Raw genomic sequence first — 22789 nt, forward strand, 5'->3', positions numbered from 1 at the left:
CCCATGGGCATGGCGACCTACATCGAGCAGTCGGTCAACAACGCGCTGGACCACTATGTCTTAACCAGCAGCGATGCCGTGATCGGAGTGCTCACACCGCTCGCCGTGACCGCGATGACGCTGTATGTGATCTGGACTGGCTTTCAAGTCATGCGCGGCGACGTGCAGGAACCGGTCACCGCACTCGTGTGGCGTTGGTTTCGCGTCGCGCTCATCACCGGGCTGACGTTGAACGGCCCTCAATATCGGAGCCTCGTGAAGGACGGATTGGACGGGATTCAAGAAGCCTTTGCCTCGGCCTTCGGCGGGGTCCTCTCGATGGGAGGGACGATCGACCAGATGGCCGATCCCTTCACGACGCTGATGGAAACCCTGTTCACCGAAGCGAGTTCCGGACTGGTCCCGCAATTCTCACTCTTCATCGCGGGAGCAATCTGCGCCACGGCGTCGATTGTGATGGCCTTCGTCGCCATGGGGCTCTTTCTCGTCGCAAAAGTGAGCCTCGCCCTGCTGCTCTCGGTCGGGCCGGCCTTCATCTTCTGCGCGATGTTTCCCGTGACCCAGCGCTATGCGGAGAATTGGCTGTCCAGCGCGCTGGTCGCCGTGTTCACCAATGTCCTGATCATGGCGGTCATCACATTTCTAGCGAGCCTCCTGAGAAACGCCTGTTTGCATGTCCTACAAGCCTATTCAACGACCTCGATCCTGGCGGATGTCGTCGGCCTGCTGTTTCTTTCCATCACCGCCGCCTATGTCTTGCTGCATGTCGCGTCGCTGGGGGCGAGTTTGGCTGGCGGCCTCTCGTTGGGGAACCCAGGCGGCGATGGGATCAGAAGTGGACACCTGCTCTTGCAGACGGTCCCGTCCGGACTGAGTCGCTTTCTACCGTTGGCCCTGGCCTCCACCGGAGGATCCTTGAGTGGGCCGAGAACTGGGGCGGCCCGCGCTCTGCTGAGCACTCTCTCTTCTGGGAAGCCTCAGCCAGGAAGCGACCTCTATCAACGAGCCTCGTTGGAGCGGTTACGTAACAGCGTCACGCGAAAGGAGTAAGCATGTTTCTCATAAAACGCACGGTGATCGCGATCGGCTTGGCCCTGATGGTCGTCGTTGGTCCGGAGCCGAAATCCCAAGCCGGAGGAATTCCCGTCATCGACACGGCCAATCTCGTGCAATCGATCGTGCAGGCCCTCGCCTGGATCCAACAGTTCCAACAGATGCAGCAACAGATCCTCCAAGCCGACCAGCAAATTCACGCGATCATGGGCTCGCGCAATATGGGCAGTCTCATGAACAACCTCACGCTAGCCGGGGTCGTCCCCTCCGACGTGAATGCCGTGTACCACGCCATCCGGTCCGGTGGGGTCCAGGGCTTGACCGCAGCGGCCCAGATCATCCGGCACAACCGCATGATCTACAACTGCGAGGGCAAGACCGGCGACGCGCTGCGCATCTGTCAGAACATGCTCAACCAGACGCCTCAAAGTCAGGCCTACTACGCGAACACCTATCAAATGTTGCTCGGCCGGATGCAACAGATCCGTGCCTTGACGACCCGCATTAACGATACCCAGGACGAAAAAGGGATTCTGGAACTCAATGGCCGGATCGCGGCGGAGCAAGCGCAGGTGAGCAACGACACGAATCGGATTCTGACGATGCAATCGATGATCGAGGCGGAAGAAAAAGCCGCGCAACAGGAACAGCAGGAACGGGTCCTCAAGATGTTGGCCCCCGGTACGTCCAGGACCTTCGACCACATGACGCCCTGGACGCCATAGTCCTGTCCACAGGCAGGAGGCTGAAGGTAAGAGGCGTGCGGCAAAGGGCAAAAGGATAATAACGATGACGGAGAAAAACACAGCGCCCTCACTCGTGAGCGCGGCGGCAGAACCGCAATTCTACGATCAGGGCCGTGACTGGGATAGCGACTGGCGGCTCCGATTGGAGGCGTCGGAACGAAAGGCCTGGTGGGTCGCGGGCACCGCCTGCGCCCTGGCGCTGATCTTAGGAATAGGCATCGCCTGTCTGGCCCCGTTCAAAACTACCGTGCCCTATGTCTTCGCGATCGATCGCGCCACCGGCAACGTGGAGCTGGTGAGCGCGGCGGATGATCGGACCGTGCTGGGCTATCAGGAATTGCTCGATAAACATTGGACTCAGAAATACGTGATCGCGCGGGAGTCCTACTCCTACCGGCTGCTCCAAGCCGACTACGACCAGGTCTTGGCGATGAGCACGGATGAGATCGGTCGCGATTACGCGAGCCTCTTTGACGGGGTGCATGCCCGCGACAAACAGTTGGGGACCGGCATCGAATGGCGCGTGAACGTGTTGAGCGTGACGGTCCACAACGATGCGATAGGACCGAAGGCCACGGTGCGGTTTGAGAAGCAGGTGAAGCGGACCGACGCGCATAGCGTGGAGCCGCCGCAGTATTTCATCGCGACCGTCTCCTACGAGTACCGCCACACGATGAAGGGGCAGGAAAAGGATCTGATCCAGAACCCGCTTGGCTACAAAGTGACGGGCTATCGGGTGGACGCGGAAATCGGGACGATCACGCCGCCCATATCAGTCCTGTCGATGGTCGAGAAGAAATAGGGAGGCATAGTCATGCACGCCATGAAGCAACACAGAAGTTCGATCACGGCATGGCTCACCGTCGTCCTCCTCTGTTCAGGATCCTCATCGGACGCGGCGGAGGTTCCGGCACCGGGCGACGGAGATCAACGAGTCCGTTACGTGACCTATCACAAGGACGAAGTGACCAAAGTGACGGTGCGCCGTGGTGTCGTGACTCGCATCGTGCTGGGAGACGACGAGCACATCGTCATCGCCGGCAGCGGCTTTCTCGCGGACTGTGCGAAGCCAGAAGCGGAATGGTGCATCAGGGCCGATGTCGGGACGAATCAGGTCTGGGTGAAGCCCAAGGACCAGGCGACACATAACAACCTGGAAATCCGCACGGACAAGCGGGACTACAGTCTGGAGTTCACGGTGATGAGAGATGATCGAGTCGGACGGAAGCAGAACCCCCGGCAGGGGCAACGTAGAACAGATGAGCCGATGTACCGCGTGATCTTCCGGCATCCACTGGTCCTACCAAACCCTGCCACCATGACGGCGATGCAAGCCTCGGCCTATCGCGCAAAACAAGTGCGCGACAAGGCCGATCTCCTCCACGAGCGGCTGGACTCATTTGCGCCCGAACCGCGCAATTGGTCCTATTCGATGGAAGTGCTCCCGGGAGGAGACGATATCGCGCCTTCGCTCGTGTTCGATGACGGCCGCTTCACCTATTTTCTGTTCCCGCCCAATCGCGAGATCCCCGCGATCTTCTACTTCTCGCCGTTGGGTGAAGAAACTCGCATCAATTTCCACATGGAGAAGGACCTCGCCGTCGTACAGCGGATGGGGCGACGGTTTGTGTTGCGCTTAGGCGATGCCGTGGTCGGCATTTGGAATGACGCCTACGACAAGACCGGGGTGCCGGCCATCGAGGGGACCACTGTCTCAGGAATCACCAGGACGCTTCGCTGAGAGCAAAAAGATGGAACAACCACACGAATCAAACAAGCAAACTGAGCAGAAGCCTCCCATCTTCGATGGGATTGTGTCGGTCAACCACCAGGCCGGTGGCAGGAACGAAACGGCAGCGCGCGTGGCGTTTCTTGTCGTGATGGCCATCGTGCTCGTGGTGGGACTCGTCTTCGCGGCGAACACCTATAGTGCGAAGCGAAAGGCGGAAGCCACACAAGAAGAACGGGCGGCGAAGGTGGAGAACAAACCGGCCCAGGTCGGACTGAAGCGAGTCTTCGAGACCGATCCCCTTCCACCCCAGAACACCACCGCACTCGTGCGGTCGAGCAGTCAGTCGCCTGTCGCGTCTACTGACCATGCGATGCGATCGTCTCTCGACAGAGGAATCGACGACGGAAGCCGACCCATGGCACTGGCTCCTGACCAGACACGAGGCAACCCATCACTCGGCAGACCATCTTCCAGTCGGTTCGGTGGGGAGGTCCTTGTGACGAACTCCCCTGCTTCGGACAGTCCCCGGACGCAACAAGCGGGAACCGGACCAGACGCAGCCATCTCCTTGGTGCGGGAGCTGCTCAACAGCACCAGACAGCCGGACATGGGGTCTGGAAGCCTACTCGGCGGGTCGGCGATGCCGGTCAGTACGGGAGACACAGGAAACTCGATGCCATCATCGGTTGGGTATATGGGCGGACCCAGCGGCCCTTCGATTGGTGTGACGAGCGTGGGGCTCGCGGCGCCACCCGGTCCTCCGGCCAGCGGAGCCGGTCCCATCGGTGGGCTCCTGACTCCATCGGATACTCCAAAAGTCCAAGCCGGTCTCCTGGGTGATCGCAATCTCATCTTGCCAAAAGGCCGAACGATCGAGTGCGCCTTGACCGTGCGGGTGATCAATGAAGTCGCCGGCATGGCGACCTGTGTCTTGAACAGCGATGTGTACAGCGACAACGGTCGCGTTGTGCTCCTCGAACGAGGATCGGAAGCGGTCGGCGAATATGCAGCGACGATGGCGCAGGGCCAGCGCCGCCTCTTTCTTCTCTGGACCAGAGTCAAGACTCCAATGGGTGTCGTGATTAATCTGAATTCACCTGCGGCCGATGCGCTGGGCACGTCTGGGTTGGTTGGCTATGTAGATAACCATTGGTGGGACCGGCTGGGCGCGGCCTTTCTCCTCTCCCTCGTCCAGGACGGGATCGGGTTGGCCACAGCCGCGCAGGCCGGTGGCGGGGGCGCACAGAGTTTGGGGATCTATCAACATTCCGCCACGACGGGAAATCGCATGGCGGAACTGATCCTTCAATCGACCATCAACATCAAACCCACGCTCTACAAGAATCAGGGCGACCGCGGGACCATCTTCGTCGCGCGGGATTTGGATTTCAGCACCGTCTATGAACTGCACCCCCACTGACCTGCTCGCGCACGACACGATGGTGCGCGAGTTGTTGCGACCGTTACTGCGATACCTCGCGCTGCCCGGCGCGACCGAGATCGTCGTCAATCGGCCACAGGAAGTCTATATCGAGATCGGTGCCACCTGGCAGCATCACCGCTCACCGGATCTGACCCTGGACCGATTGACAGCGCTCGCCACGGCCATCGCAACGGCGACCGAACAAGAGATCGGACCGCACCACCCGATTCTCTCGGCCATGTTGCCGGATGGGGAACGGGTGCAGATCGTGCTGCCGCCCGCGGTGGAATTGGGAACCCTTTCCATCTCGATCCGCCGGCCCAGCGCCTGGATCAAGACACTGGCTGAGTATAGCGCAGAAGGAGCCTTCAGCCGCTATGTCTGGGCCAAGGCGGCGACGTTGGACGATCGCGCCGCCGAGCTCGATTCCACCGAGCGACAGCTCGTGCAGTATCTGACCACTCGTCAATTGGGTCGGTTCATTCGGACGGCGGTGCTGGCGAAAAAGAATATCGCCGTCGTGGGGGACACGGGATCTGGCAAAACCACACTCATGAAATCGATCTGTCAGGCGATCCCAGCGCAGGAACGGCTCATCACGATCGAAGATGTGCGCGAACTGTTGCTCCCCCAGCATGGTAACCGAGTGCATCTCCTGTATGCCAAAGGAGGACAGGGAGCAGCAACCATCACACCGTCGGAGTTGATTGCCTCCACGCTCCGCATGAAGCCGGACCGGGTGTTGCTGGCCGAATTGCGAGGCGGCGAAGCCTTCGACTTCCTCAAACTCCTCACCACCGGTCACAGTGGCTCGATTACGTCCTACCACGCGGAGTCCTGTGCCCTCGCGGCCGAACGCTATGTCTTTATGTGCAAAGAGCATGAACAAGCGGCGACCTACGATGTGCCGACGCTCAAGCGCCTGGTGGCCTTGACCATCGACGTGATCCTCCATGTGGTGGCACAGAATCACGACGACGAGGATGGACGGCCCATCAGAAAAGACCGCTACGTCGCGGAAGTCCACTATGACCCGATCGCGAAACTCGTGGCGCGATTCGGAGAAGCCACCCTGGTTCGAGCGTAGAGGTATCGATGTCACGCAAGACTGTGCGGATCGCGATGGCCTTGTTGCTGTATCTCCCACTCGGGCTCTGCGGAGCGGATGCCCTGGCCGGCGCCGTCTTCACGCTCGCCAATAAACAGATCCCCGCTGACCTCTCCCTGACCAGCTGGCCCGAGTCCTGGCGAATCTATCGTGAGGATCCGGTGCAACGGAAGCGGCTGCAGTTCTCCGCCGCAGTCGGCGGATTCATCGGCTTTGGTCTCCCGACACTACTCGTGTTGTCCCTGACCAACCAGAAGAAACCGCTCCATGGAGAGGCGCGATTTGCGACTCATGGTGAAATTCACCAGGCCGGACTTTATGGAGAGCGTGGCGTGATCGTTGGAAAAGTGGGACAGCGGTACTTGGTCTATGGGGGGCAGGAATTCGTGTTGCTCGCGGCACCGACCAGATCGGGGAAAGGCGTGAGCATCGTGCTCCCGAACCTGCTCCACTACGATGAGTCGGTGGTCGTCTTGGACATCAAGATGGAGAACTTCGCCTACACGTCGAAGTTCCGGCAGACGCACGGCCATCACGTCTACCTCTTCAATCCCTTCGGCGCGGACGGCCAGACCCATCGCTGGAATCCGTTGGATGGGGTCGATCGCGACTCCAATCGGCGCGTGGGCGAGATCCAAGCCATTGGGCAGGTGCTCTATCCAACGGAGCAGATTAAAGATGCCTTCTGGAACGAGTCCGCCCGTAACCTCTTTCTTGGACTGACCCTCTCTATCATGGAGACTCCGTCCTTACCTTGTAGTCTCGGGGAAGTGCTTCGTCAGGCCTCTGGCAAGGGTCAGCCCATCAAGGACTACCTGCAAGACCTCATCAGCACCAGAGCCAAGAGTGACGCCCCGCTGAGCGACGACTGTACGGCAGCCCTGTACCGGTTTTGTGCCACCAGCGAGAATACGATGGCGAGCATTCTCGCGACCCTGACGGCTCCCCTCACCATCTTCAGTAATCCCATCGTCGATGCGGCCACGAGTGCGACGGACTTCGACCTAAAACAGGTACGCGTGCAACGGATGTCGGTCTATGTCGGCATTCCAGCCAATCGACTCAGCGATGCGGCCCTGCTGGTCAACCTGTTCTTCTCCCAATTGATACATTACAACACCATCGACTTACCCGCGACCAATCCCCTCTTGAAACACCAGTGCCTCGTGATCTTGGACGAGTTCCCCGCCCTCGGGCGGGTCAACATTCTCGCCAAGGCCGTCGGCTTCATAGCCGGCTACAATCTGCGTCTGTTCCCGATCATTCAGAGCCTCTCGCAGCTCGAATCGGTCTATGGGGAAAAAGACGCCCGCACCTTCGTCACGAACCACGCCTGCCAGATCCTGTTTGCCCCTCGCGAACAACGAGACGCGCAGTACTACTCTCAGATACTCGGCACCTATACGGCCGAGGCGGTCTCGACCGGCACAAGCCGACCACTCGCCTGGGGCAACGGCAAACAGGCGTCCTCCAGTGCCACCCGCTCGGAACAGGCGCGGCCTCTGCTACTCCCGCAAGAAGTGAAGGAACTGGGGGACCAGCGGGCGATCCTCAACCTGATGCATACGAAGCCGATCCTCTGTGACAAAGCCCGGTTCTATGCCGATCCGGTCTTCACTGATCGGTTGAAACGCATCAGTCCGTGCCTCGCTGCGGTCGGGAAGCGGATGCCAACCCAAGCTGAGCTGGAGGAGGCAGCCTTCGTGCGCCGAGAGCTGTCCCTGGAGATTCCCCGACTCGACCTGGAGCTCCATCGCGCGAAGGTCGAACGACGTGTGCGTCCAGTACAACCGGATGAACCGATCGACCTCTCGAAGCTGGCGATGGACCTCACCACCCTCCCGCCGGTCCTGCCGCGCGACACTCCAACGCCTGAAGAAGTGAACAGTCTGGTCGATGCCTTTGTGGCTCAGTTGCAATGGACCGACAAGGTCAATGACGACCTCTCAGAGAAGGGGAGTCCTGTGAGCGAAGAAGGAAAAACCCAAAGAACAGAGAAGCACGTTGAACGGTCCTTGATGGATCGAGACAGAGAAAAGAGGGACGTATGACGATATGTATCAAACGACAGGCACGACTTCAGGCGCTTGTGATTCTCATCGCCTGCACCACGATGTTGGCTTGCGCACAGAAACCAGTCGTGCCATCCGGTGCGGCTCGCGTGCCAATCAATAGTGATGAGATGATCCAGCAGTACCGCGATCGGGTCAAGAACGACCAAACTCAGAAGCAGGAGCGGAGTGTCCTCACCAGACACATAGAATCGCTGACGCAACAGGTCCAGGAGTTGAGTGCCGCACTGACGCTCATGCAACTCAACCAGCAAGAACTGGCCAAGGGCAAATCTCGGTCCGGCCTCACGATCACAAAGACAGCACTCACCATACCTCCTGTTTCACCGGATTCAAACGGTCGACTGGCGAGCGTTCCTACATCATCTGATGGTAGTACGGCCCCGGCTGCGTCTGATCAGAGCCTATCACGGACCGAGGCAGCGCAGAGTGAAGAGGACAAATCGACAAGGGTGGGCCCTGTTTGCAGCGCTGGACCATCAGCAGCGCCTCCACATCAGATACGCGAAGAGAAGACCGGCTCGTGGCGGCCGCGTGTCATTGAATTGAGTGAACGGGAACAGGTCGAATTGCATCGCCACAGCATCATCTTCCGGGTGTCGGAACGGACAGGACGGTCTGAGTTTCGTCCCAGCAAGCCTCTGCAATCCCACCTGAAACAGATCATGAGCCGTGGTCCTTGCCTGCATGTGCGTGGGTACACGGATGGAGACAAGGATCTCTGGATCGAACGAGAGACGGCCAAGCAACGGGCACACAAGGCGCGTGCCTATCTCATCGCGCAGGGCTATGACGCGAACCACATCGAGATCACCATCGTACCGATCGGGCAACATGTGGCCGACAATGCGACGCGGAAAGGTCGAGCGAAGAACCGACGGGTGGAGATCGAAGTGAAGGAACAGAACCCAGCTTCTGTCTGGCCGCATTGGTACGGATAGGAGAAAGGATAGGACACCATGAATGAAATAGGTGTGGACGAAGCGCAAGAGATGAAGCAGAACGACGAGCCGAGGCCTGCGGAAGGAACTCAGGACGAGAACGCAGAACAACCACGACTGAATCAGCGCAGTGACGCCGCTGAATCGTTGCGGAAGCGGTTCATCGAAGCCGGCGAGCAATTCTATTACCGCACGGCGCCCGGTGAGCCGACGAAGATCGCGTTTAGTGATCATGGGAGGCGGCTGGTCACGGAACATGACGATCCAAGCGTCATTCAGGGAATGGTGCTCCGGGCCAAAGCCAAGGGCTGGACCAGCGTACGAGTCAACGGCACCCCTGAGTTCAAAACAGAAGCGTGGGTGCAAGCGACGATCGCCGGACTCGATGTGGAGGGCTATACCCCGCGTGGAATCGACTTGGCGCGAGCGGAAGACCGCAGGGATCACCGCCCGGTTCGTGGCCAGACGGTACAGCAGCCTGTCGATCGCGAGGCGTCACATGATCGAACGACAGATGGTCATGTCAGAAAGCCGGACAAGACTTTGAGTCCCAGCCAACAGGTCGCGGCGGCCACGCTTGAAGCGATTCTGAAAGCGCGGGGAGATTCTCCCACTATGATCGCCGCGGCCGTCGAGGAAGCGAAGGCGCGCCTGCAGGGCGAACGAGTTGTGGTGGGTACCATCGTGGACCATGGTATCGACCATTACAACCATGATGTCCAGAATGCCAAGAGTTATTTTGTGAAGGTGGCGACAGACCGTGGTGAACGAGAGATCTGGGGCGTCGACCTGAGCCGCGCCTGTGAACAGGGGAAGGTGCAGCGAGGTGACGCGGTGGCACTGGTGCAACAGGCGCATGAGCCCGTGACCGTCACGGTTCCGCTCAGAGATGAATCCGGCGCATCGATTGGCACGGCACCACAACCAGCGACTCGCAATCGCTGGGAGGTCATTAAAATGGATTCCCTCGGGCACCGTGAACAGCATCAATTGAAGGAGACCGCACGCGTCGGCACCCAGGAACCGGTCGTGCCTCGGTACGATCACACAGCCGCTCGGACCGATCGCACGCCGAATGTCACCAGGAGCCCTGCCTTGGAGCGGACCAGAGGTGGCCGCTGACTAATATCGTCGAGAACATGTCCCCGGATCGTACGGAGGTGAGCCCATGAAGTGCTGGAAGAGAGACAGCTGGATCGTGGTCCTGGTGGGAGTGGGCCTGCTCGTCATGGCCCAGGATGCTCCGGCACAAACAGCGCCTAAACCGTCTTTCTTGGAAGGTGACGCCAGGCTGGCCTGTGAATGTCTGCTATGCTTAGCAGCGGGCCCACAGGCGCCGAAAGAATGCCAAGCCGCGCTCACAAAGTACTACATGATCCAGGCAGGGAGCCCCTTCAAAACCATGGTCATGCGAAGAAACTTTCTACAGCTCTGCCCCAAGCAATAGTCCATTCAACAGGACTTCTAGATATCAGCACGGCGCCTCCGGACGTGTGCCTCGGAGTAGCCCTCGCCAAGGACAGGTTTCCCTCCCAAGATGCCCACTTTTGTACGCTGACGCTACTGATCAATTATAACTTAGTTTTAAATATGGCCTTATTTATAATGCATTAGTACTACTCATATTTATACTCTCCCCCCTTACGTAGAACGTCTCCTACCTCAAGGGAATGGTCTCAAAATCTGGTCTTCCTCATAAGTACCACGACGCCACGCGCCTCCTGCTCTCCTGTCTTGGCCACGACTCGGAACAGAGGGGCGCTCGTGTGGCGTGAGGATTCCCGAGTCACCACGTATCGGAGGAAAGGAAGGACGCACCATTATGCAGAAAGATCGATTGGCGACGCTCATGATGGACATTGTTGTGAATCATCCAACCAAGCGCACGGCCCTCGACTTGGTCCATTCGAGGCTCAGTCCTTGGGCACAGGCCGAGTGGGACTGCGCAAGTGATGGCGTGTCCATCACCGAACGAGCATCGCGCCTTGGTCACTCGATTCGGGAACAGCGTCGCTGCGACGAGAGTCTGATCGAACACATCTTCGCTGCCCTCAATGGACGAACCTTCGTGGTCGTCGACGCCACCTATTGCTTCATGACGCAACGGATGCTGGACCGGAAGACGGGACGCCGTATCCCTCCTGACGCGGTTCGGCGCTTTGCGTCACAACCTATCGCGAGTCTTCTCCTGAGCGCCCGCGCGCATCAGGATTTGAAACAGCGAGGCGTTCACACGATCGGCGATCTCCTGCCCTATGCCTATGAATGGTTATCACCGAAGCGCTTGGCACCAGGAAAACCGGTGATGACCGTCCGGCTTTCGGTCCGACGTTGTCTACGGATTCTCGGCGTGGAAATTGTCTTTCCCGAGATCAGACAGCGGGCAATCTATTGCCCGTGCTGTGCGCACACCGAGACGGATGTCATGAAGATCGTGGCCTTGGCGGGGGTGTGAGGTAAGGTTAGGAAGATGCGGCCATGTAGATTTCCTACGAGGCGGTGAACAGAGCCTTATACCAATATTTTTGAAGAACTATAAGAGATACCGGAAGACCTCGTGGATTAGTGAAAAACGCGGCGGAGTAACATCGCGGAGCGTAGGTCTTGGGAAATTACCGCAACGAAGGGAGCGAGCCTCTGACAATCTAAGCACTATGGGACGCGTTACAGGTCACAGACATATGCGCGTTAGGCGTTGTGCTCGGCCTCACCTCCGTCCGGAAAAAGCCCAGAGGGGGCTACGATTTTGGGAACGTCATGCCGTCTACCGCTGCACCGGTTGCTGCCGCCGATGCAGGAAGTCGGCGGCTCGTTGCGCGTGGGCTGCGGCGCGGAAGATCGCGCGCTTGTCGTTCTTCAGGACAGTGAGCCAGTGCGCGATATACGACGCGTGATCCTCGCGCGGCGTCAAGGACAGTTCGAGATCGGCGCACAGGAAGGCCGCACCCAGCTCGGCGACGAGTTCTTCCTCGGCATAGCCTTCGTCTCCCCATTTGTTGCGCCCGAATTCACGGGCAAGACGCGAGGGGTGCTTCGTCCAGTGCGTAGATTCATGAGCAAGGGTCGCGTAGTAACTGCCGGCGTCGGTGAACGCCTCGAACGGCGGCATCTGGATGTAATCGGGCTCCTGCGCGTAATAAGCCCGCGTCCCGCCGTGCCGGATGTCGGCCTGGAGGCTGCCGAAAAAAGTTTCCGCGTGCTCGATGCGTCGTATCGGTGAAAAGCGTGGTTCCGGCTTGGCGTAGTAATGGGCGGGCAGGCCCACGATCTGCTCGACACTAAAGACCGTGTAGCCCTTCATGAAGTGGATTTCATGGTCGATTTCCTCGCCAGTTTCACCATCGGTTTCCTTGCGCGTGATGGAATTCGCATAAACGACCAGGGAGCCTTTCTCGCCCTTGCGGACATGCGCGTTCAGCTCCAAGGCTTGCTTAAATGTCATCCAGATGGGGGCCGCGAAGCCTCCGGCCACGGCAGCGCTCCATAACATCAGGATATTGATGCCGGAATAGGGCACGCCATTGTGCCGCAAGGGGCGAGTGATCTTGCCTGCGGCGTGTTCAGCGTTCCACGGCTTCACCCATGTACGGACGCCCCGTTCAAGATCAGCCACAATTCGGTCGGTGACGCAGGTATAGACGTCCTGCCGCGTGATCCCGTCTTTGTGATGGTTGCCGGTGCTGGCGTTCATGATGTCCTCCTTTTCGATGTTGATGTTGGCTCTCTCACGAGAGCTGGAGAGCCAACTCAACCCGGCAGGAGAAAAGGAGGACGGCGCGAGCGGGGCGGCGGGCGTGCCGGAGGGACCGATTCGCACAGGGTCAACCGTGACAGAGCTGCTTCAGCTCTGGCGCGGCCTGTGCGGGACCGAAGGCTGATAAAGCCTGCCCGGCCCGCCGCGCATGAACGCTGACAGCCGGCCAGTCAGGGGATATGATAAAAAGCGACGAATGCTCGATCGCAGGGATGTGATTGCTTAGCACCGGGCAAACCGGGGATGAACGTGCGGCTTTCGGTCCGACGTTGTCTACGGATTCTCGGCGTGGAGATCGTCTTTCCCGAGATCAGACAGCGGGCGATCTGTTGCCCGTACTGTGCGCAGACCGAGACGGATGTCATGAAGATTGTCGCGTTGGCCGACGTGCGAACTGAGTGAAGAGGGATGCTTTTGTGGTTACTTCCAACAACGGTACTGAATGTGACCTGGCGAAAACACAACTCTTGGATATTGTGGGCGATCTGACACCTGCCAATCGCAGAACATTGTGCAGAAGTCAATGGTGAGCCATGCCTTACAATGTGTTGACACGTACGGCAGAGAGCCGTACACTTGAAGCTTGGGAGGGCGAACAATGGCAACAACCTCTGCAACACTGAATTCCTCTTCTGGGAAGACGGCCAGGTTGGAGGCACGTATCACGAAACAGCAGAAAGCCTTTTTTCTGAGAGCGGCCCAATTGGCCGGGCTCTCCCTGACAGATTTCGTCGTCGCCTCTGCGCAAGAAAACGCCTCGCGAACCTTACGTGATCATGATGCCATGGTTCTAGGTGACCGGGATCGTAAAGCGTTTGTCGCGGCGCTCTTAACTGCGCCTGAGCCATCCACGCGCCTACGAAAAGCCGTGCAGCGCTATAAAGCACGTCAGCAGCGCGGCACCAATGTCCGGTGAACGTGATCTCATCGTCGAGCCGATAGGAAAGCACCACAACCGTGGCGATTTTTCGTGTGGCTATGACACGCTTGACCAGTATCTCAAGAAACAAGCCACACAAGATGCGCGGCGCATGGTCGCCGCGCCATTTATTCTCACCCGAGAGAGTGATCGCAAAACAATCATTGGTTACTACACGCTCTCGGCTTTCGGCATTTCTCTCCAGGATTTACCGGACGAGGTTGTTAAAAAACTTCCAGCCTATCCGATCGTGCCAGTGACGCTCCTGGGACGCCTTGCCCTCGATCAGCGGTACAAGGGACAGGGGCTCGGGGAATTCCTGCTCATCGATGCGCTCAAGCGGGCGTTGAAGCAGTCGTCGCAGATTGCCGCTGCGGCCGTTGTAGTTGATGCAATTGACGAGAAGGCCGCCGGCTTCTACCGGCATTTTGAGTTCATAGACTTTCCAGACAAGCCAGGACGGCTCTTTCTTCCGATGAAAACCATCGCCAATCTTTTCACGAGTGGTTAGGGGGCGCAGTTTTGGGAGTGAGCGCTGCGTGGTGGCCGGTCGTTTGGATGAAGTGTTGGTCGCCATGGTGCTTCATCCTTGTGTGACCCACCATAAATCTCTCATGGGAGGAGGAGAGGCACCGCGCAGGTCACAGAGGAAACAGGAGGCAGAGGCCGGAATCGGCAGACCGGAGAAGGAGAGCATCGGGAGTGACGATTTTACCGGCGCAAGCGATGCGCCTCACAGGTAAAAACGGTCGGCTGTTGCCGCTGGCGACCCAGAAGAACCCTATTAACTACCGTCTTGTCTAAGGAAAGGGTTTTGATGACCAATGCAAATGGGTGAGCTGATCTTTCACTGTCCTTCGATTCTCAATCCACGGCCATACGGATTGGTGGGGCTATCGGAGTGATAGGGACTGCCTGCGCCGTAAGGGTTGTTGATGGAGTCTGGCGAAAACCGCGACCCGTACCGGCCGTAGGGGTTGCTGGTTGAGTCAGGATCGTACGGATTGGCGGTCAACTTGCCGCGGTAATTTCCCTGCTGGTCGTAGAGCTTTGGTGCGTCGGTCGCGAAAGGATTCCTCGCCGATTGATTGCTGAACGGGCTGCCGTAAGGGCTGAAGGGATTGTTGATCCCGTTCGGCGCAAAGCGACTTCCCGCCCCGTACGGATTGGCCGTCGAGTTCTGTTCGTAAGGATTCGCGCTCAGTTCGCCGAGGTCTTTGGCGGAGGTGGAAAGAGGAACTAGAAGGAGCAAGAGGAAAAGCAGTGACATCGGACCCTCCTGCAAAAGAATCGACTTCCATCATGTTACTGCCCCAGAAGAGTACCGTGCAACCAGCGCCGGCAACACCTCAATCCTTCTCCGGACTAGCTCGTACGGCTCGATGCCGGGAACGTCCCTACCCTTCTCGCCTCCGTAGATGGAAGCTGTTATGTCATGTGGGGCGAGATAGCCCTACATGGGTGATCTAAATAATCCAAAATGTCCCCGCTTGTCACATGCAGTAAAACGAAGGAGTGAATGTGCACTCAGTCGGCAACTCTCGAAACCTGGTTCTACATGTTAGGCTGTGCCAATACTTAAGATACAAAAGCCTGACGCCACTACCCCACCCAGTTGTTTCACCAGCTGGCCAGCACCCCTGTACCCCTTGACAGTGCTTTTATTGACGTCCCGGCTAATTTCTCCCACGCCTCTTCTTCAGCTTGGTTTCATATTCTCGCCAAACATCTAGATGTATTTCATGCAAGGTAGTATGTTTGGAAGGCATGCCCCAAGCATCTGTGAGCCACTTAACATCTGTCTTATTTAACAAGTCCAGTTTTTCAAAGCCTAGCTCAGCATAGGTAAATGGAAGGCTTTTCAATTTGTCACCGGGAATAGATTCGAGGACGTTATAGCCGGGCTCCTGAAGTACCGTGGAGAATGGAATAGAGAATGAATTTATGGCTGCAAGCCAATAAAGCAATGCCAGCTCTTCATCATATTTGCTATCGCTCTTTTGTTTCTCACGTATTAGTGCTCTCGTAGCAACTGCTGCCTCTCGGAAAGAGGCCGGCAACGGCAAATTTTGTAAGGCCAGTTGAAGCCTCTTTAAGGGCTCACCCTTAAGCTGCTTGATTCTATCAGCCCAGAATTGTCCGTCACGTAATTCCACTGCATGGCGACTCCAGAAATCCACAGATCTCGCCTCAGCTTCTTCATCACTTTTTGTCTTATGCCAAGCGTCGGTCAAAGTGTTGTCCTCAGTACCGTTAGACGGACCAGAAACATCGTAGGACGTGGTCTTCAGCCCATGATGAACTGCTTCACCAATCCTGCCAGCATCATGTTCTCAGCAATCACGTCGTGCGGGATCAGGACATACTTCCAGGGTTTGCCCCCATTGCTGAGAGCATGAGTCGTGGCGCGGCTACACCAGAGAACTGCGGCGTCTTTCTTGGCTAACACTTCTGGTGAGGTCAGTTCGTTCTTGGCTTTGGGTTCCAGCATATAAATGCAATCTGCTGTTTCGGCCACGAAGTCTGGCTGATAATCATGCAGAGTTACGCCTTGCTTATAGGAGATTTGGAATTGTCCTGAAGCGGGTCGAAACCACTTTTGCGAGTCCCGGTCAAGAATGACGGCTAAACGCCGTTCGGTATCGGAGTCGAACTTCTGGATAGAGTACAGGCTTCGCTGAAATCCCCCGAAGAGCTTCTGTCCGATCCGAGCCCGATCCTCGACGGTTTGCCGGAAGTCCTGGATCGGCTCACCCTCTTTGGCCGTATAAGCGCTTGGCTTTAGGTCGGTAAAGCCTTTGCTGACGATCACATCGTAGCCTGCTGTCTTCTCCCATTGCTTGGCCTGCATCTGTGCGTGAACGAAAGCGGCCAGTTGCTTCTGATGGTAAATCAGGACATTTTTGGTGTCGTCCTCTGAGAGATACGACCGGAGATGGGTGATCAACTGGCCGGCCAAGTCGTACAACAAATCGGCATGGTCATCGTACGAAATGTCATCGAAGTCGACGAGGCCCCGGACCACATAATCTTCCAGCCGTTGCTCCGGCTGCATCTGACCACCAGCGCTTAACATCTCTTGATGATTAGTCCGAAGATGCTGGATGAGCAAATCTCGCTCAACTGGTTGGTAACGGATGCTTGAGCAGTCCAGGGTAAATGGATGGAAGCCTGTCGTGACATCTCCCTTTGGAACTACGAGGATGCGGGGAATGTCGATGGTCTGTTGCACCACCAGTTGCGCGGTCTTTTGAACCACTGCCGCAATGTCTGGTACAGTCGTCATGCCAGGCAATCCCTGCTGGCTTGGTAAGGCAACCTTTTTAACCTCTTCAACAATCTTAGCCTGAACGTCAGGCTTAAGTAGGTCCTGAGAGGAAGGAAGGCTCTCGTACTTCTGAATTTCTTTGTAGGCAGCCTGAGCGATGCCTCGCTCAACTTCTCCTGCAAATATCCTCGGAGCTTGGCCAGCGTCTGAGAGTGGTCCGCTCAGGGAAGCCCCATGTAGTTCTTCCTCAATCTTGGACTTGGCGACAACCGTCCGGGTCTTCTGTAGATCAGTCGCCGGGTCGAGCATGACTTGGGTCAGCCGTATCGCCGATCCCGGCTTATTGGCCTCGTCAACAATCTCTTGGAACCGGTCATGCGCGATAATGTTGAGCCGATCTACTGTCGCGACTCCAGTACGGCGGCCATAGGGCAGGCGGAGACCTCGGCCAATCGATTGTTCAATCAACGTTCGAGCATTGGCAGCGCGGAGAGGGACGATCGTATAGAGATTCGTCACATCCCAGCCTTCTTTCAGCATGTTCACGTGAATGACAATCTCAGTCGGCTCATCCGGGCTTTCCACGGCGAGGAGGCGTTGGACCATTTCGTCTTCTTCTGCACCGGTCTTACTGGAGTCAACCTGGATCACCTTGTCCTTGTATCGACCCTCAAAAATGGATTGAAACTGCTGCATCAACTGCCCAGCGTGGGTCGTATCACGGGCGATGATCAGCATGAAGGGCTTCACCCTTCGTTGTTCGGTCTGGCGAGCGTAGGTTTCCAATTCAACCTTCGTGTTCTCATGAACGCGGACACCATCTTCGAGCTTAATCTTTTCGAGCTCAGCCGGGCCAAGTTGACCAGGATTGAAATTCTTCTGGGTGACGACGGCAGGTTCTTTCACGAAGCCATCAGCCATCGCTCTGGCTAAAGGATAGTCATAGATAACGTTCTTGAAAGGAACGGGCCCTTTAGCAGACTCCACGAACGGCGTAGCAGTCAGCTCCAAGCCTAGAACCGGATTCAACTCATTGATCGCCTTCACGCCAGCGGACGCTCGATACCGATGGGATTCGTCCATGATCAGAACTAGATCGTCGAGACCGGCTAGGTATTCGAAATAACTCTGGCCTATGTACTCCGAGAGACGTCTGATCCTTGGTGCCTTTCCACCCCGGACTTCCGAATTGATCTTCGAGATATTGAAGATGTTGACGTGAACCTCTTGGCCAAACCCCGGCAACGACGTATGTCTGGCGGCTACCCCTGACTCATAGTTATCTCCGGTGATGATCGTCGGCGGTTCCGTCGCAAATTCGGCAATGCCAGTGAAGACATACTTCGGTGTGTTTGGGGTAAAGTCTGCGATCAACTTGTTATAGATCGTGAGATTCGGCGCCAATACAAAGAAGTGATTGACGCCGTGCGCGAGGTGTAGGTAGCTGATAAACGCGCCCATCAGCCGGGTTTTCCCTACACCCGTCGCCAGGGCAAAGCAGAGGGACGGAAAGTCGCGTTCGAAGTCTGTGACGGTGGTGAACTCACCTTTGATGGCGGCAAGTGCGGCAGTCAAATCAGCATTTTTCTTAGGCGGAACGATCTCCGTGACACGGTCGAGAATTTCCAGGGATTCTCGCTGCGGAGCTCGCAGACTCAGGCGACCGGCGATCGCATTGACATGGCGATTCATGATTTCGCCTCTTCGCCGAGGAGATTCATCTGACCTGGCGGGGTCGGAGCCTTTGGCAGATTCTCAATCTTCAGGCTGTAGTCATCATGCCCCCACTCGCAGCGGGAGAGCACGGTCTTGGGGATCTTCTTAATCGTGAGATTGGAATAGCGATCGGCTTTGCCACGGAAGGCGGAACACATCACCAAGAGCGAGCGCTCTTCGCCCACTTCATCGCTCAACGCCTGCAACCGATCATGGCTCAGGTTCTGAGTCGTGACATAGATGAAGTCTCGCTCCGAAGAATGTCCCTGCTGCCAATAGACCGTATCACTCGGCGCATAGGTGAACCCTTCCAACTTACAGACAGCCTGAGCCAGCATCGCCGGATTGTAGGCCTTGTTGACCACCCAGTTGTCCCACTTGTCCTTTTCGAGCAAAGACGGCGCAAGCTTGTAATAGCGGAAGCCTCCGCCGCCTTTCCAGCTGACTGCTTCAGTGATGCCGCCCTTATCCTGACCGTCAATGACTTTCTTCAGGCGGGGAATGATATGAGTATGGCAATGTTCGCCCAACTCGACCATGATCCATCGACGACCCATCTTGTGAGCCACAGCGCCGGTTGTCCCGGAACCGGCAAAGGAGTCGAGGACCCAGTCGCCTAGACTAGAGCCGATCTCCACAATGCGACGCAGAAGCCGCTCTGGCTTAGGGGTATCGAATGCGTTATCTGCCCCGAACAGTTCAATGATCTCCTTCTTTGCCTCCTGGTTGTGACCAACCTCCGCATTCGTCCACCATGTCCAGGAACTAATACCTTCTGATTCAGACAGATAGTTTTTAACGCGAGGTCTTGCCTTGTCGTCTTTCCCAAACCACATTCGCGCTTCACCACACAAGCGCAAGAATTCTGATTCGATATTAGACCAGCATCGACCCTCAGGCGGTTCATAGGTGGCACCGCCAGGTGTGGTGATCTTATACATCTGATTCGGCCGCCAACCCTGTGCGGTAAAATCAGTTGAGACCCAGGCTCCCCTGGGATCGTTGTCAGGATTCTTGAACTGAGACGCTTGCTCTTGAGAAAGCCTCAACCTCTGGAATGTCACGGACTCTATAGCCTTGGCGTAAACGAGAATGTGGTCATGCGCTGGCCCCAATTGAATTCGCGCATCTGGTGATGTCCGCTTCTGCCACAGAACATTTGAAACGAAATTCTTCCTTCCGAACACATCATCCATTAGAACCTTCAAGTAATGGGCTTCGTTGTCATCAATATTTATCCAGATAGCGCCGTTTTCGGAAAGAAGGTTGCGCAATAACTCGAGGCGATCTCGAATAAGAGATAGCCAAAGTGAGTGTTCAACCCCGTCATCGTAATGTTCAAACGCGCTGCCCGTGTTGTACGGTGGATCAATGTAGATGCACCTGATCTTGCCGGTGAATTCCTGTTCGAGCGCTTTGAGTGCCAGCAGATTGTCGCCGAAAATGAGGCGGTTATCGAAGATGTCGTGGTCGGTGACGCGGTGCGAGGCGTGGTAGAACTTTTCACGGTCCTCCAGCAGGATGCGCGGCTCCAGCTTCGGCCGGTTCTCCTTCCCAATCCAGGTGAGTTCGAGCTTTGTTCTAGGCTTCGTCATCGACGGTTCCTGGATGGGCTCCGGGATAGACCAGTGGGACAAGTTCTAGCTCTCTACATCCACACTGCCAGAAGCTCCCCGAAGGCCTCTTGGTTGGAAGGGTGTGACAATAAGGGCAAATCAGAGTATCTGCAAGACCGAGAACTTGATTGCCAAATGATCTAACCTCACTATCAGTTACTTCGCTTCCAAGGGAGTTAAAGTGGCATCCCACCGTATTGCGTACCCACCCATTTTCAGTAGCTGTATCAATGAGAGGTTTGAGCGGGGTCTCCGCCTTGGCTTCCCCCTTTGCTGGCGGCTTTCTCGAACGCAATTCCTTGGCGAGTTTTGAATCTATTCCCTGTGCCAGTTCACCCAGCGTATATTCCCCAGAGGGATTGCGCGGAACTGAACAGCGATATTTCAGGGTGAGAAAATCTAGCAGTGATTCCAGAATGATTCCGGCCTTTGATGCAACGACTTGCCTGTCAAACGGCCCAATCGACACAGATTTCCTCAATTCCACTATCGCGGTGAGAAATTCACCAATATTCAGGCCTTTCTCCAACGTCCATGGACCTAGCTCGATCATTTGGGTATTGGCGATCGGTCCCTTTGCCCAACGGTACCGGTCTCTCCACGGTCTGTAGTGGGTCGTTACAATGACCTGGCTGAAAGTCGCTGCTTCCTTGTGAAGCAGCTTCATAAATCGGTCTAAGTGAGGGCCATCGATGGAGGTCAGCACATCATCAAGCACGACGACTGTCTGGTCTGTTTTGAAAAACTTAGCCAAGGCGAGGAAGACGCATATCCCCAAAGTGTCGAGATGAGATTCACTATAGTACGCCTGAGGAGGTATTTCAGATGCGCTTTGGAAATGACCATCGAACTCTAATGATCCAATTGTATTGGGCTTAAGATAAAATCGAATCTTTCCTATGCCCTCATCAGGATGAATTTGCTCATAAAGATTCTCCACCTCATGGGAAATCTTTTCTAGGATCTCCTCGACGTAGTTCTTGCGCTCACCAGATGAGATATCATAAAGCTCCTGCAACTTCTTGTGCATCGCTTCCAGCGTCTGAGCCTTAGACTGTTTGGTCTTGTATGTGTCTACGTGCCCCTTAATGGCGTTATGGTGATTCACGGATTTCTGGGCAGCATCCTTTCTCAACTTGAGATGAGGTCTTGATGGGGCTGCTATGGTCCACAGCTTTCGAGCTTCGGCCTCGACGGCAGCAGATGGCTTCCCTTCAGACATTAACTGAGTAAAGCTATCCCAGGAGATTTTCATGTCAGTTACCTCGCTCAATTCGCTCTTTCGAAGAAGCTCAGCAAGCGTTCGCATTGTCCTGCAGAAATCATTCCCAGCTTTGCCGTAAACAGATATTTGTGATTCGACTTGCTTCTTGGCAGCAGCGACAGCCTCAACAAGCAATCTCAGATCTTCCATTTCACTGATGCGAAGGGTGAGTCGGCTCACTAACTCAGCTGCTTTGATCGAGTTCTCGCATACGGGGCATTCCGTCAATGACGGGCGTTTCCCGAGGTATAGCTTTGCCTCCTGTAGCAATTTCACCAGTTCTGAGTTTTGCTTCTTCTGGTCAGTTTCAGCTGCCTTCAGTTTGTCCTCCGCAACGGCAAGAGCCGTCTCTGCAGTGGACCTAGAGACAATTACGCCATCTAGCAAACCTACCGCAGACGCGGCTGTCAGAAATGCAGTCTCCAAGGACTCGATTTCGTGAATATCTGCTTTAAGCTTGGATATATCCTTCTTAGCCTCGGAGGCGGCCCATGATCGCGCATCTGTTCCAGGCTTCCCTTCCGCATTCCATAAGTCATTTAGAGAGTCGTTGGCCTGCCCAAATGCAAGAGAGCATTGATCGAACTCACTCTTCGTGAGCCTTACAGCCTCACGCAAAGCCCCCTCAGCCTTTTCAACCTTTGAGACAGTGATAAAAGTCTTCAGTTCTTCGAATCGTGCTTTGGGAATAGCTTCAATCAGTTTTAGTATCGTCTTGCGTCTTAGGACTTGCGCATCTGGGTAGCCTGAATCCGGAGAAACAATAGGCCCGTCGGTTCCTAAGGTAGCTACCCAGGTTCCCTTTCCCGCTGTGATCGTCACGCTAACATCGGACACGGATGAACCCAGCGAGGGGACATACTTCTTTGCCGACTGACCTAAACTGTAGTTTGAAAGCGAGCCATAGGAGCGATTGCACAGAAAGTCGAAGGCATCAGCAATGGTAGATTTCCCCGTGCCGTTCTCCCCAAAAATGAGTGCCACTGGTTTGGATGGGTCAAAATTCAACTCCACAGAAACGCTGGCCCCTCTGAAGCCAGCAAGTGCGATCTTGCTAATCTTCAAGGGGATGCTCCTCTCTCTTTCCTGACAGTTCGATCTCGACGAGAAGTTTCCAATCCTCTGTGGAAAAAGTTCCAGCAGATAGACCTTCCTGAACCTTACTGAGCGCACTTTC

At 56.2% G+C, this 22789-nt stretch carries 21 protein-coding genes; 15 read left to right on the top strand and 6 right to left on the bottom strand.

What is annotated here, in order from left to right; all coding sequences use genetic code 11:
* Positions 1-3 precede the first annotated feature (3 nt).
* From P0120_01305 to P0120_01355, 11 genes are all read left to right on the top strand, one after another.
* Positions 4-1050: a type IV secretion system protein gene (locus P0120_01305; GenBank protein ID MDF0672966.1), complete on the top strand. Its 1047-nt coding sequence runs from the start codon at positions 4-6 to the stop codon at positions 1048-1050.
* 2 nt (positions 1051-1052) lie between these two features.
* Positions 1053-1778: a type IV secretion system protein gene (locus tag P0120_01310; protein ID MDF0672967.1), complete on the top strand. Its 726-nt coding sequence runs from the start codon at positions 1053-1055 to the stop codon at positions 1776-1778.
* Positions 1779-1842: 64 nt separating this feature from the next.
* Positions 1843-2601, top strand: a complete 759-nt coding sequence (locus P0120_01315) for a VirB8/TrbF family protein (GenBank protein MDF0672968.1) — start codon at positions 1843-1845, stop codon at positions 2599-2601.
* A gap of 12 nt (positions 2602-2613) precedes the next feature.
* On the top strand, positions 2614-3540 hold the full coding sequence (locus tag P0120_01320) for a TrbG/VirB9 family P-type conjugative transfer protein (protein ID MDF0672969.1): 927 nt from the start codon (positions 2614-2616) through the stop codon (positions 3538-3540).
* A 10-nt stretch (positions 3541-3550) separates the two neighbouring features.
* Positions 3551-4951: a type IV secretion system protein VirB10 gene (gene virB10, locus P0120_01325; protein ID MDF0672970.1), complete on the top strand. Its 1401-nt coding sequence runs from the start codon at positions 3551-3553 to the stop codon at positions 4949-4951.
* Positions 4932-6041 (top strand): P-type DNA transfer ATPase VirB11, encoded by a 1110-nt coding sequence (gene virB11, locus P0120_01330; protein ID MDF0672971.1) that lies wholly within the window; start codon positions 4932-4934, stop codon positions 6039-6041. The genes virB10 and virB11 overlap by 20 nt, the downstream gene beginning before the upstream one ends.
* Positions 6042-6049: 8 nt before the next feature.
* Positions 6050-8113, top strand: coding sequence for a type IV secretory system conjugative DNA transfer family protein (locus P0120_01335; GenBank protein ID MDF0672972.1), 2064 nt, complete (start codon positions 6050-6052; stop codon positions 8111-8113).
* Positions 8110-9075, top strand: a complete 966-nt coding sequence (locus P0120_01340; GenBank protein ID MDF0672973.1) for a hypothetical protein — start codon at positions 8110-8112, stop codon at positions 9073-9075. The genes P0120_01335 and P0120_01340 overlap by 4 nt, the downstream gene beginning before the upstream one ends.
* Positions 9076-9093: 18 nt before the next feature.
* Entirely contained in the window at positions 9094-10197 is a 1104-nt protein-coding gene (locus tag P0120_01345) for a hypothetical protein (protein MDF0672974.1), read from the top strand.
* Positions 10198-10243: 46 nt separating this feature from the next.
* Positions 10244-10522, top strand: coding sequence for a TrbM/KikA/MpfK family conjugal transfer protein (locus P0120_01350; protein ID MDF0672975.1), 279 nt, complete (start codon positions 10244-10246; stop codon positions 10520-10522).
* Between the two features lie 375 nt (positions 10523-10897).
* Entirely contained in the window at positions 10898-11530 is a 633-nt protein-coding gene (locus P0120_01355; protein ID MDF0672976.1) for a hypothetical protein, read from the top strand.
* Between the two features lie 309 nt (positions 11531-11839).
* On the opposite strand, the gene P0120_01360 is transcribed toward P0120_01355, so the two are convergent.
* Positions 11840-12766, bottom strand: coding sequence for a zincin-like metallopeptidase domain-containing protein (locus P0120_01360; GenBank protein ID MDF0672977.1), 927 nt, complete (start codon positions 12764-12766; stop codon positions 11840-11842).
* Between P0120_01360 and P0120_01365 the strand changes: the two genes are divergently transcribed.
* From P0120_01365 to P0120_01380, 4 genes are all read left to right on the top strand, one after another.
* Positions 12765-12953, top strand: coding sequence for a hypothetical protein (locus P0120_01365; protein ID MDF0672978.1), 189 nt, complete (start codon positions 12765-12767; stop codon positions 12951-12953). The two genes, P0120_01360 and P0120_01365, sit on opposite strands and share 2 nt — an antisense overlap.
* A gap of 125 nt (positions 12954-13078) precedes the next feature.
* Positions 13079-13231 (top strand): hypothetical protein, encoded by a 153-nt coding sequence (locus P0120_01370; GenBank protein MDF0672979.1) that lies wholly within the window; start codon positions 13079-13081, stop codon positions 13229-13231.
* 196 nt (positions 13232-13427) lie between these two features.
* Positions 13428-13745, top strand: a complete 318-nt coding sequence (locus P0120_01375; GenBank protein MDF0672980.1) for a DUF1778 domain-containing protein — start codon at positions 13428-13430, stop codon at positions 13743-13745.
* The gene (locus tag P0120_01380) at positions 13735-14259 is read left to right on the top strand and encodes a GNAT family N-acetyltransferase (GenBank protein MDF0672981.1); all 525 of its coding nucleotides are present in this window, start codon (positions 13735-13737) and stop codon (positions 14257-14259) included. The genes P0120_01375 and P0120_01380 overlap by 11 nt, the downstream gene beginning before the upstream one ends.
* Before the next feature lie 336 nt (positions 14260-14595).
* Here P0120_01380 and P0120_01385 read toward each other — a convergent pair whose 3' ends face one another.
* The 5 genes from P0120_01385 to P0120_01405 form a co-directional block, all read right to left on the bottom strand.
* Entirely contained in the window at positions 14596-15018 is a 423-nt protein-coding gene (locus tag P0120_01385; protein ID MDF0672982.1) for a hypothetical protein, read from the bottom strand.
* A 406-nt stretch (positions 15019-15424) separates the two neighbouring features.
* The gene (locus P0120_01390) at positions 15425-15982 is read right to left on the bottom strand and encodes a hypothetical protein (protein ID MDF0672983.1); all 558 of its coding nucleotides are present in this window, start codon (positions 15980-15982) and stop codon (positions 15425-15427) included.
* Positions 15983-16035: 53 nt separating this feature from the next.
* Positions 16036-18708 carry a DEAD/DEAH box helicase family protein gene (locus tag P0120_01395; GenBank protein ID MDF0672984.1) on the bottom strand — a complete coding sequence of 891 codons (2673 nt, stop codon included), beginning with the start codon at positions 18706-18708 and terminating at the stop codon, positions 16036-16038.
* On the bottom strand, positions 18705-20327 hold the full coding sequence (locus P0120_01400) for a site-specific DNA-methyltransferase (protein MDF0672985.1): 1623 nt from the start codon (positions 20325-20327) through the stop codon (positions 18705-18707). The genes P0120_01395 and P0120_01400 overlap by 4 nt, the downstream gene beginning before the upstream one ends.
* The gene (locus P0120_01405) at positions 20314-22677 is read right to left on the bottom strand and encodes an AAA family ATPase (GenBank protein MDF0672986.1); all 2364 of its coding nucleotides are present in this window, start codon (positions 22675-22677) and stop codon (positions 20314-20316) included. Before P0120_01405 ends, P0120_01400 begins: the two co-directional genes overlap by 14 nt.
* Positions 22678-22789: the final 112 nt, after the last annotated feature.

The sequence above is a fragment of the Nitrospira sp. genome (assembly GCA_029194675.1).
Lineage (GTDB): Bacteria > Nitrospirota > Nitrospiria > Nitrospirales > Nitrospiraceae > Nitrospira_D.

Bases quoted from the DNA above. Each gene is read 5' to 3' on its own strand.
- P0120_01305 (MDF0672966.1), top strand. From the start codon at position 4: ATGGGCATGGCGACCTACATCGAGCAGTCGGTCAACAACGCGCTGGAC.
- P0120_01360 (MDF0672977.1), bottom strand. From the start codon at position 12,766: ATGAACGCCAGCACCGGCAACCATCACAAAGACGGGATCACGCGGCAG.
- P0120_01350 (MDF0672975.1), top strand. From the start codon at position 10,244: ATGAAGTGCTGGAAGAGAGACAGCTGGATCGTGGTCCTGGTGGGAGTG.
- P0120_01385 (MDF0672982.1), bottom strand. From the start codon at position 15,018: ATGTCACTGCTTTTCCTCTTGCTCCTTCTAGTTCCTCTTTCCACCTCC.
- P0120_01340 (MDF0672973.1), top strand. From the start codon at position 8,110: ATGACGATATGTATCAAACGACAGGCACGACTTCAGGCGCTTGTGATT.
- P0120_01315 (MDF0672968.1), top strand. From the start codon at position 1,843: ATGACGGAGAAAAACACAGCGCCCTCACTCGTGAGCGCGGCGGCAGAA.
- P0120_01400 (MDF0672985.1), bottom strand. From the start codon at position 20,327: ATGACGAAGCCTAGAACAAAGCTCGAACTCACCTGGATTGGGAAGGAG.
- P0120_01345 (MDF0672974.1), top strand. From the start codon at position 9,094: ATGAATGAAATAGGTGTGGACGAAGCGCAAGAGATGAAGCAGAACGAC.
- virB10 (MDF0672970.1), top strand. From the start codon at position 3,551: ATGGAACAACCACACGAATCAAACAAGCAAACTGAGCAGAAGCCTCCC.
- P0120_01375 (MDF0672980.1), top strand. From the start codon at position 13,428: ATGGCAACAACCTCTGCAACACTGAATTCCTCTTCTGGGAAGACGGCC.
- P0120_01310 (MDF0672967.1), top strand. From the start codon at position 1,053: ATGTTTCTCATAAAACGCACGGTGATCGCGATCGGCTTGGCCCTGATG.
- P0120_01335 (MDF0672972.1), top strand. From the start codon at position 6,050: ATGTCACGCAAGACTGTGCGGATCGCGATGGCCTTGTTGCTGTATCTC.
- P0120_01380 (MDF0672981.1), top strand. From the start codon at position 13,735: ATGTCCGGTGAACGTGATCTCATCGTCGAGCCGATAGGAAAGCACCAC.
- virB11 (MDF0672971.1), top strand. From the start codon at position 4,932: ATGAACTGCACCCCCACTGACCTGCTCGCGCACGACACGATGGTGCGC.
- P0120_01320 (MDF0672969.1), top strand. From the start codon at position 2,614: ATGCACGCCATGAAGCAACACAGAAGTTCGATCACGGCATGGCTCACC.
- P0120_01365 (MDF0672978.1), top strand. From the start codon at position 12,765: ATGATGTCCTCCTTTTCGATGTTGATGTTGGCTCTCTCACGAGAGCTG.
- P0120_01355 (MDF0672976.1), top strand. From the start codon at position 10,898: ATGCAGAAAGATCGATTGGCGACGCTCATGATGGACATTGTTGTGAAT.
- P0120_01395 (MDF0672984.1), bottom strand. From the start codon at position 18,708: ATGAATCGCCATGTCAATGCGATCGCCGGTCGCCTGAGTCTGCGAGCT.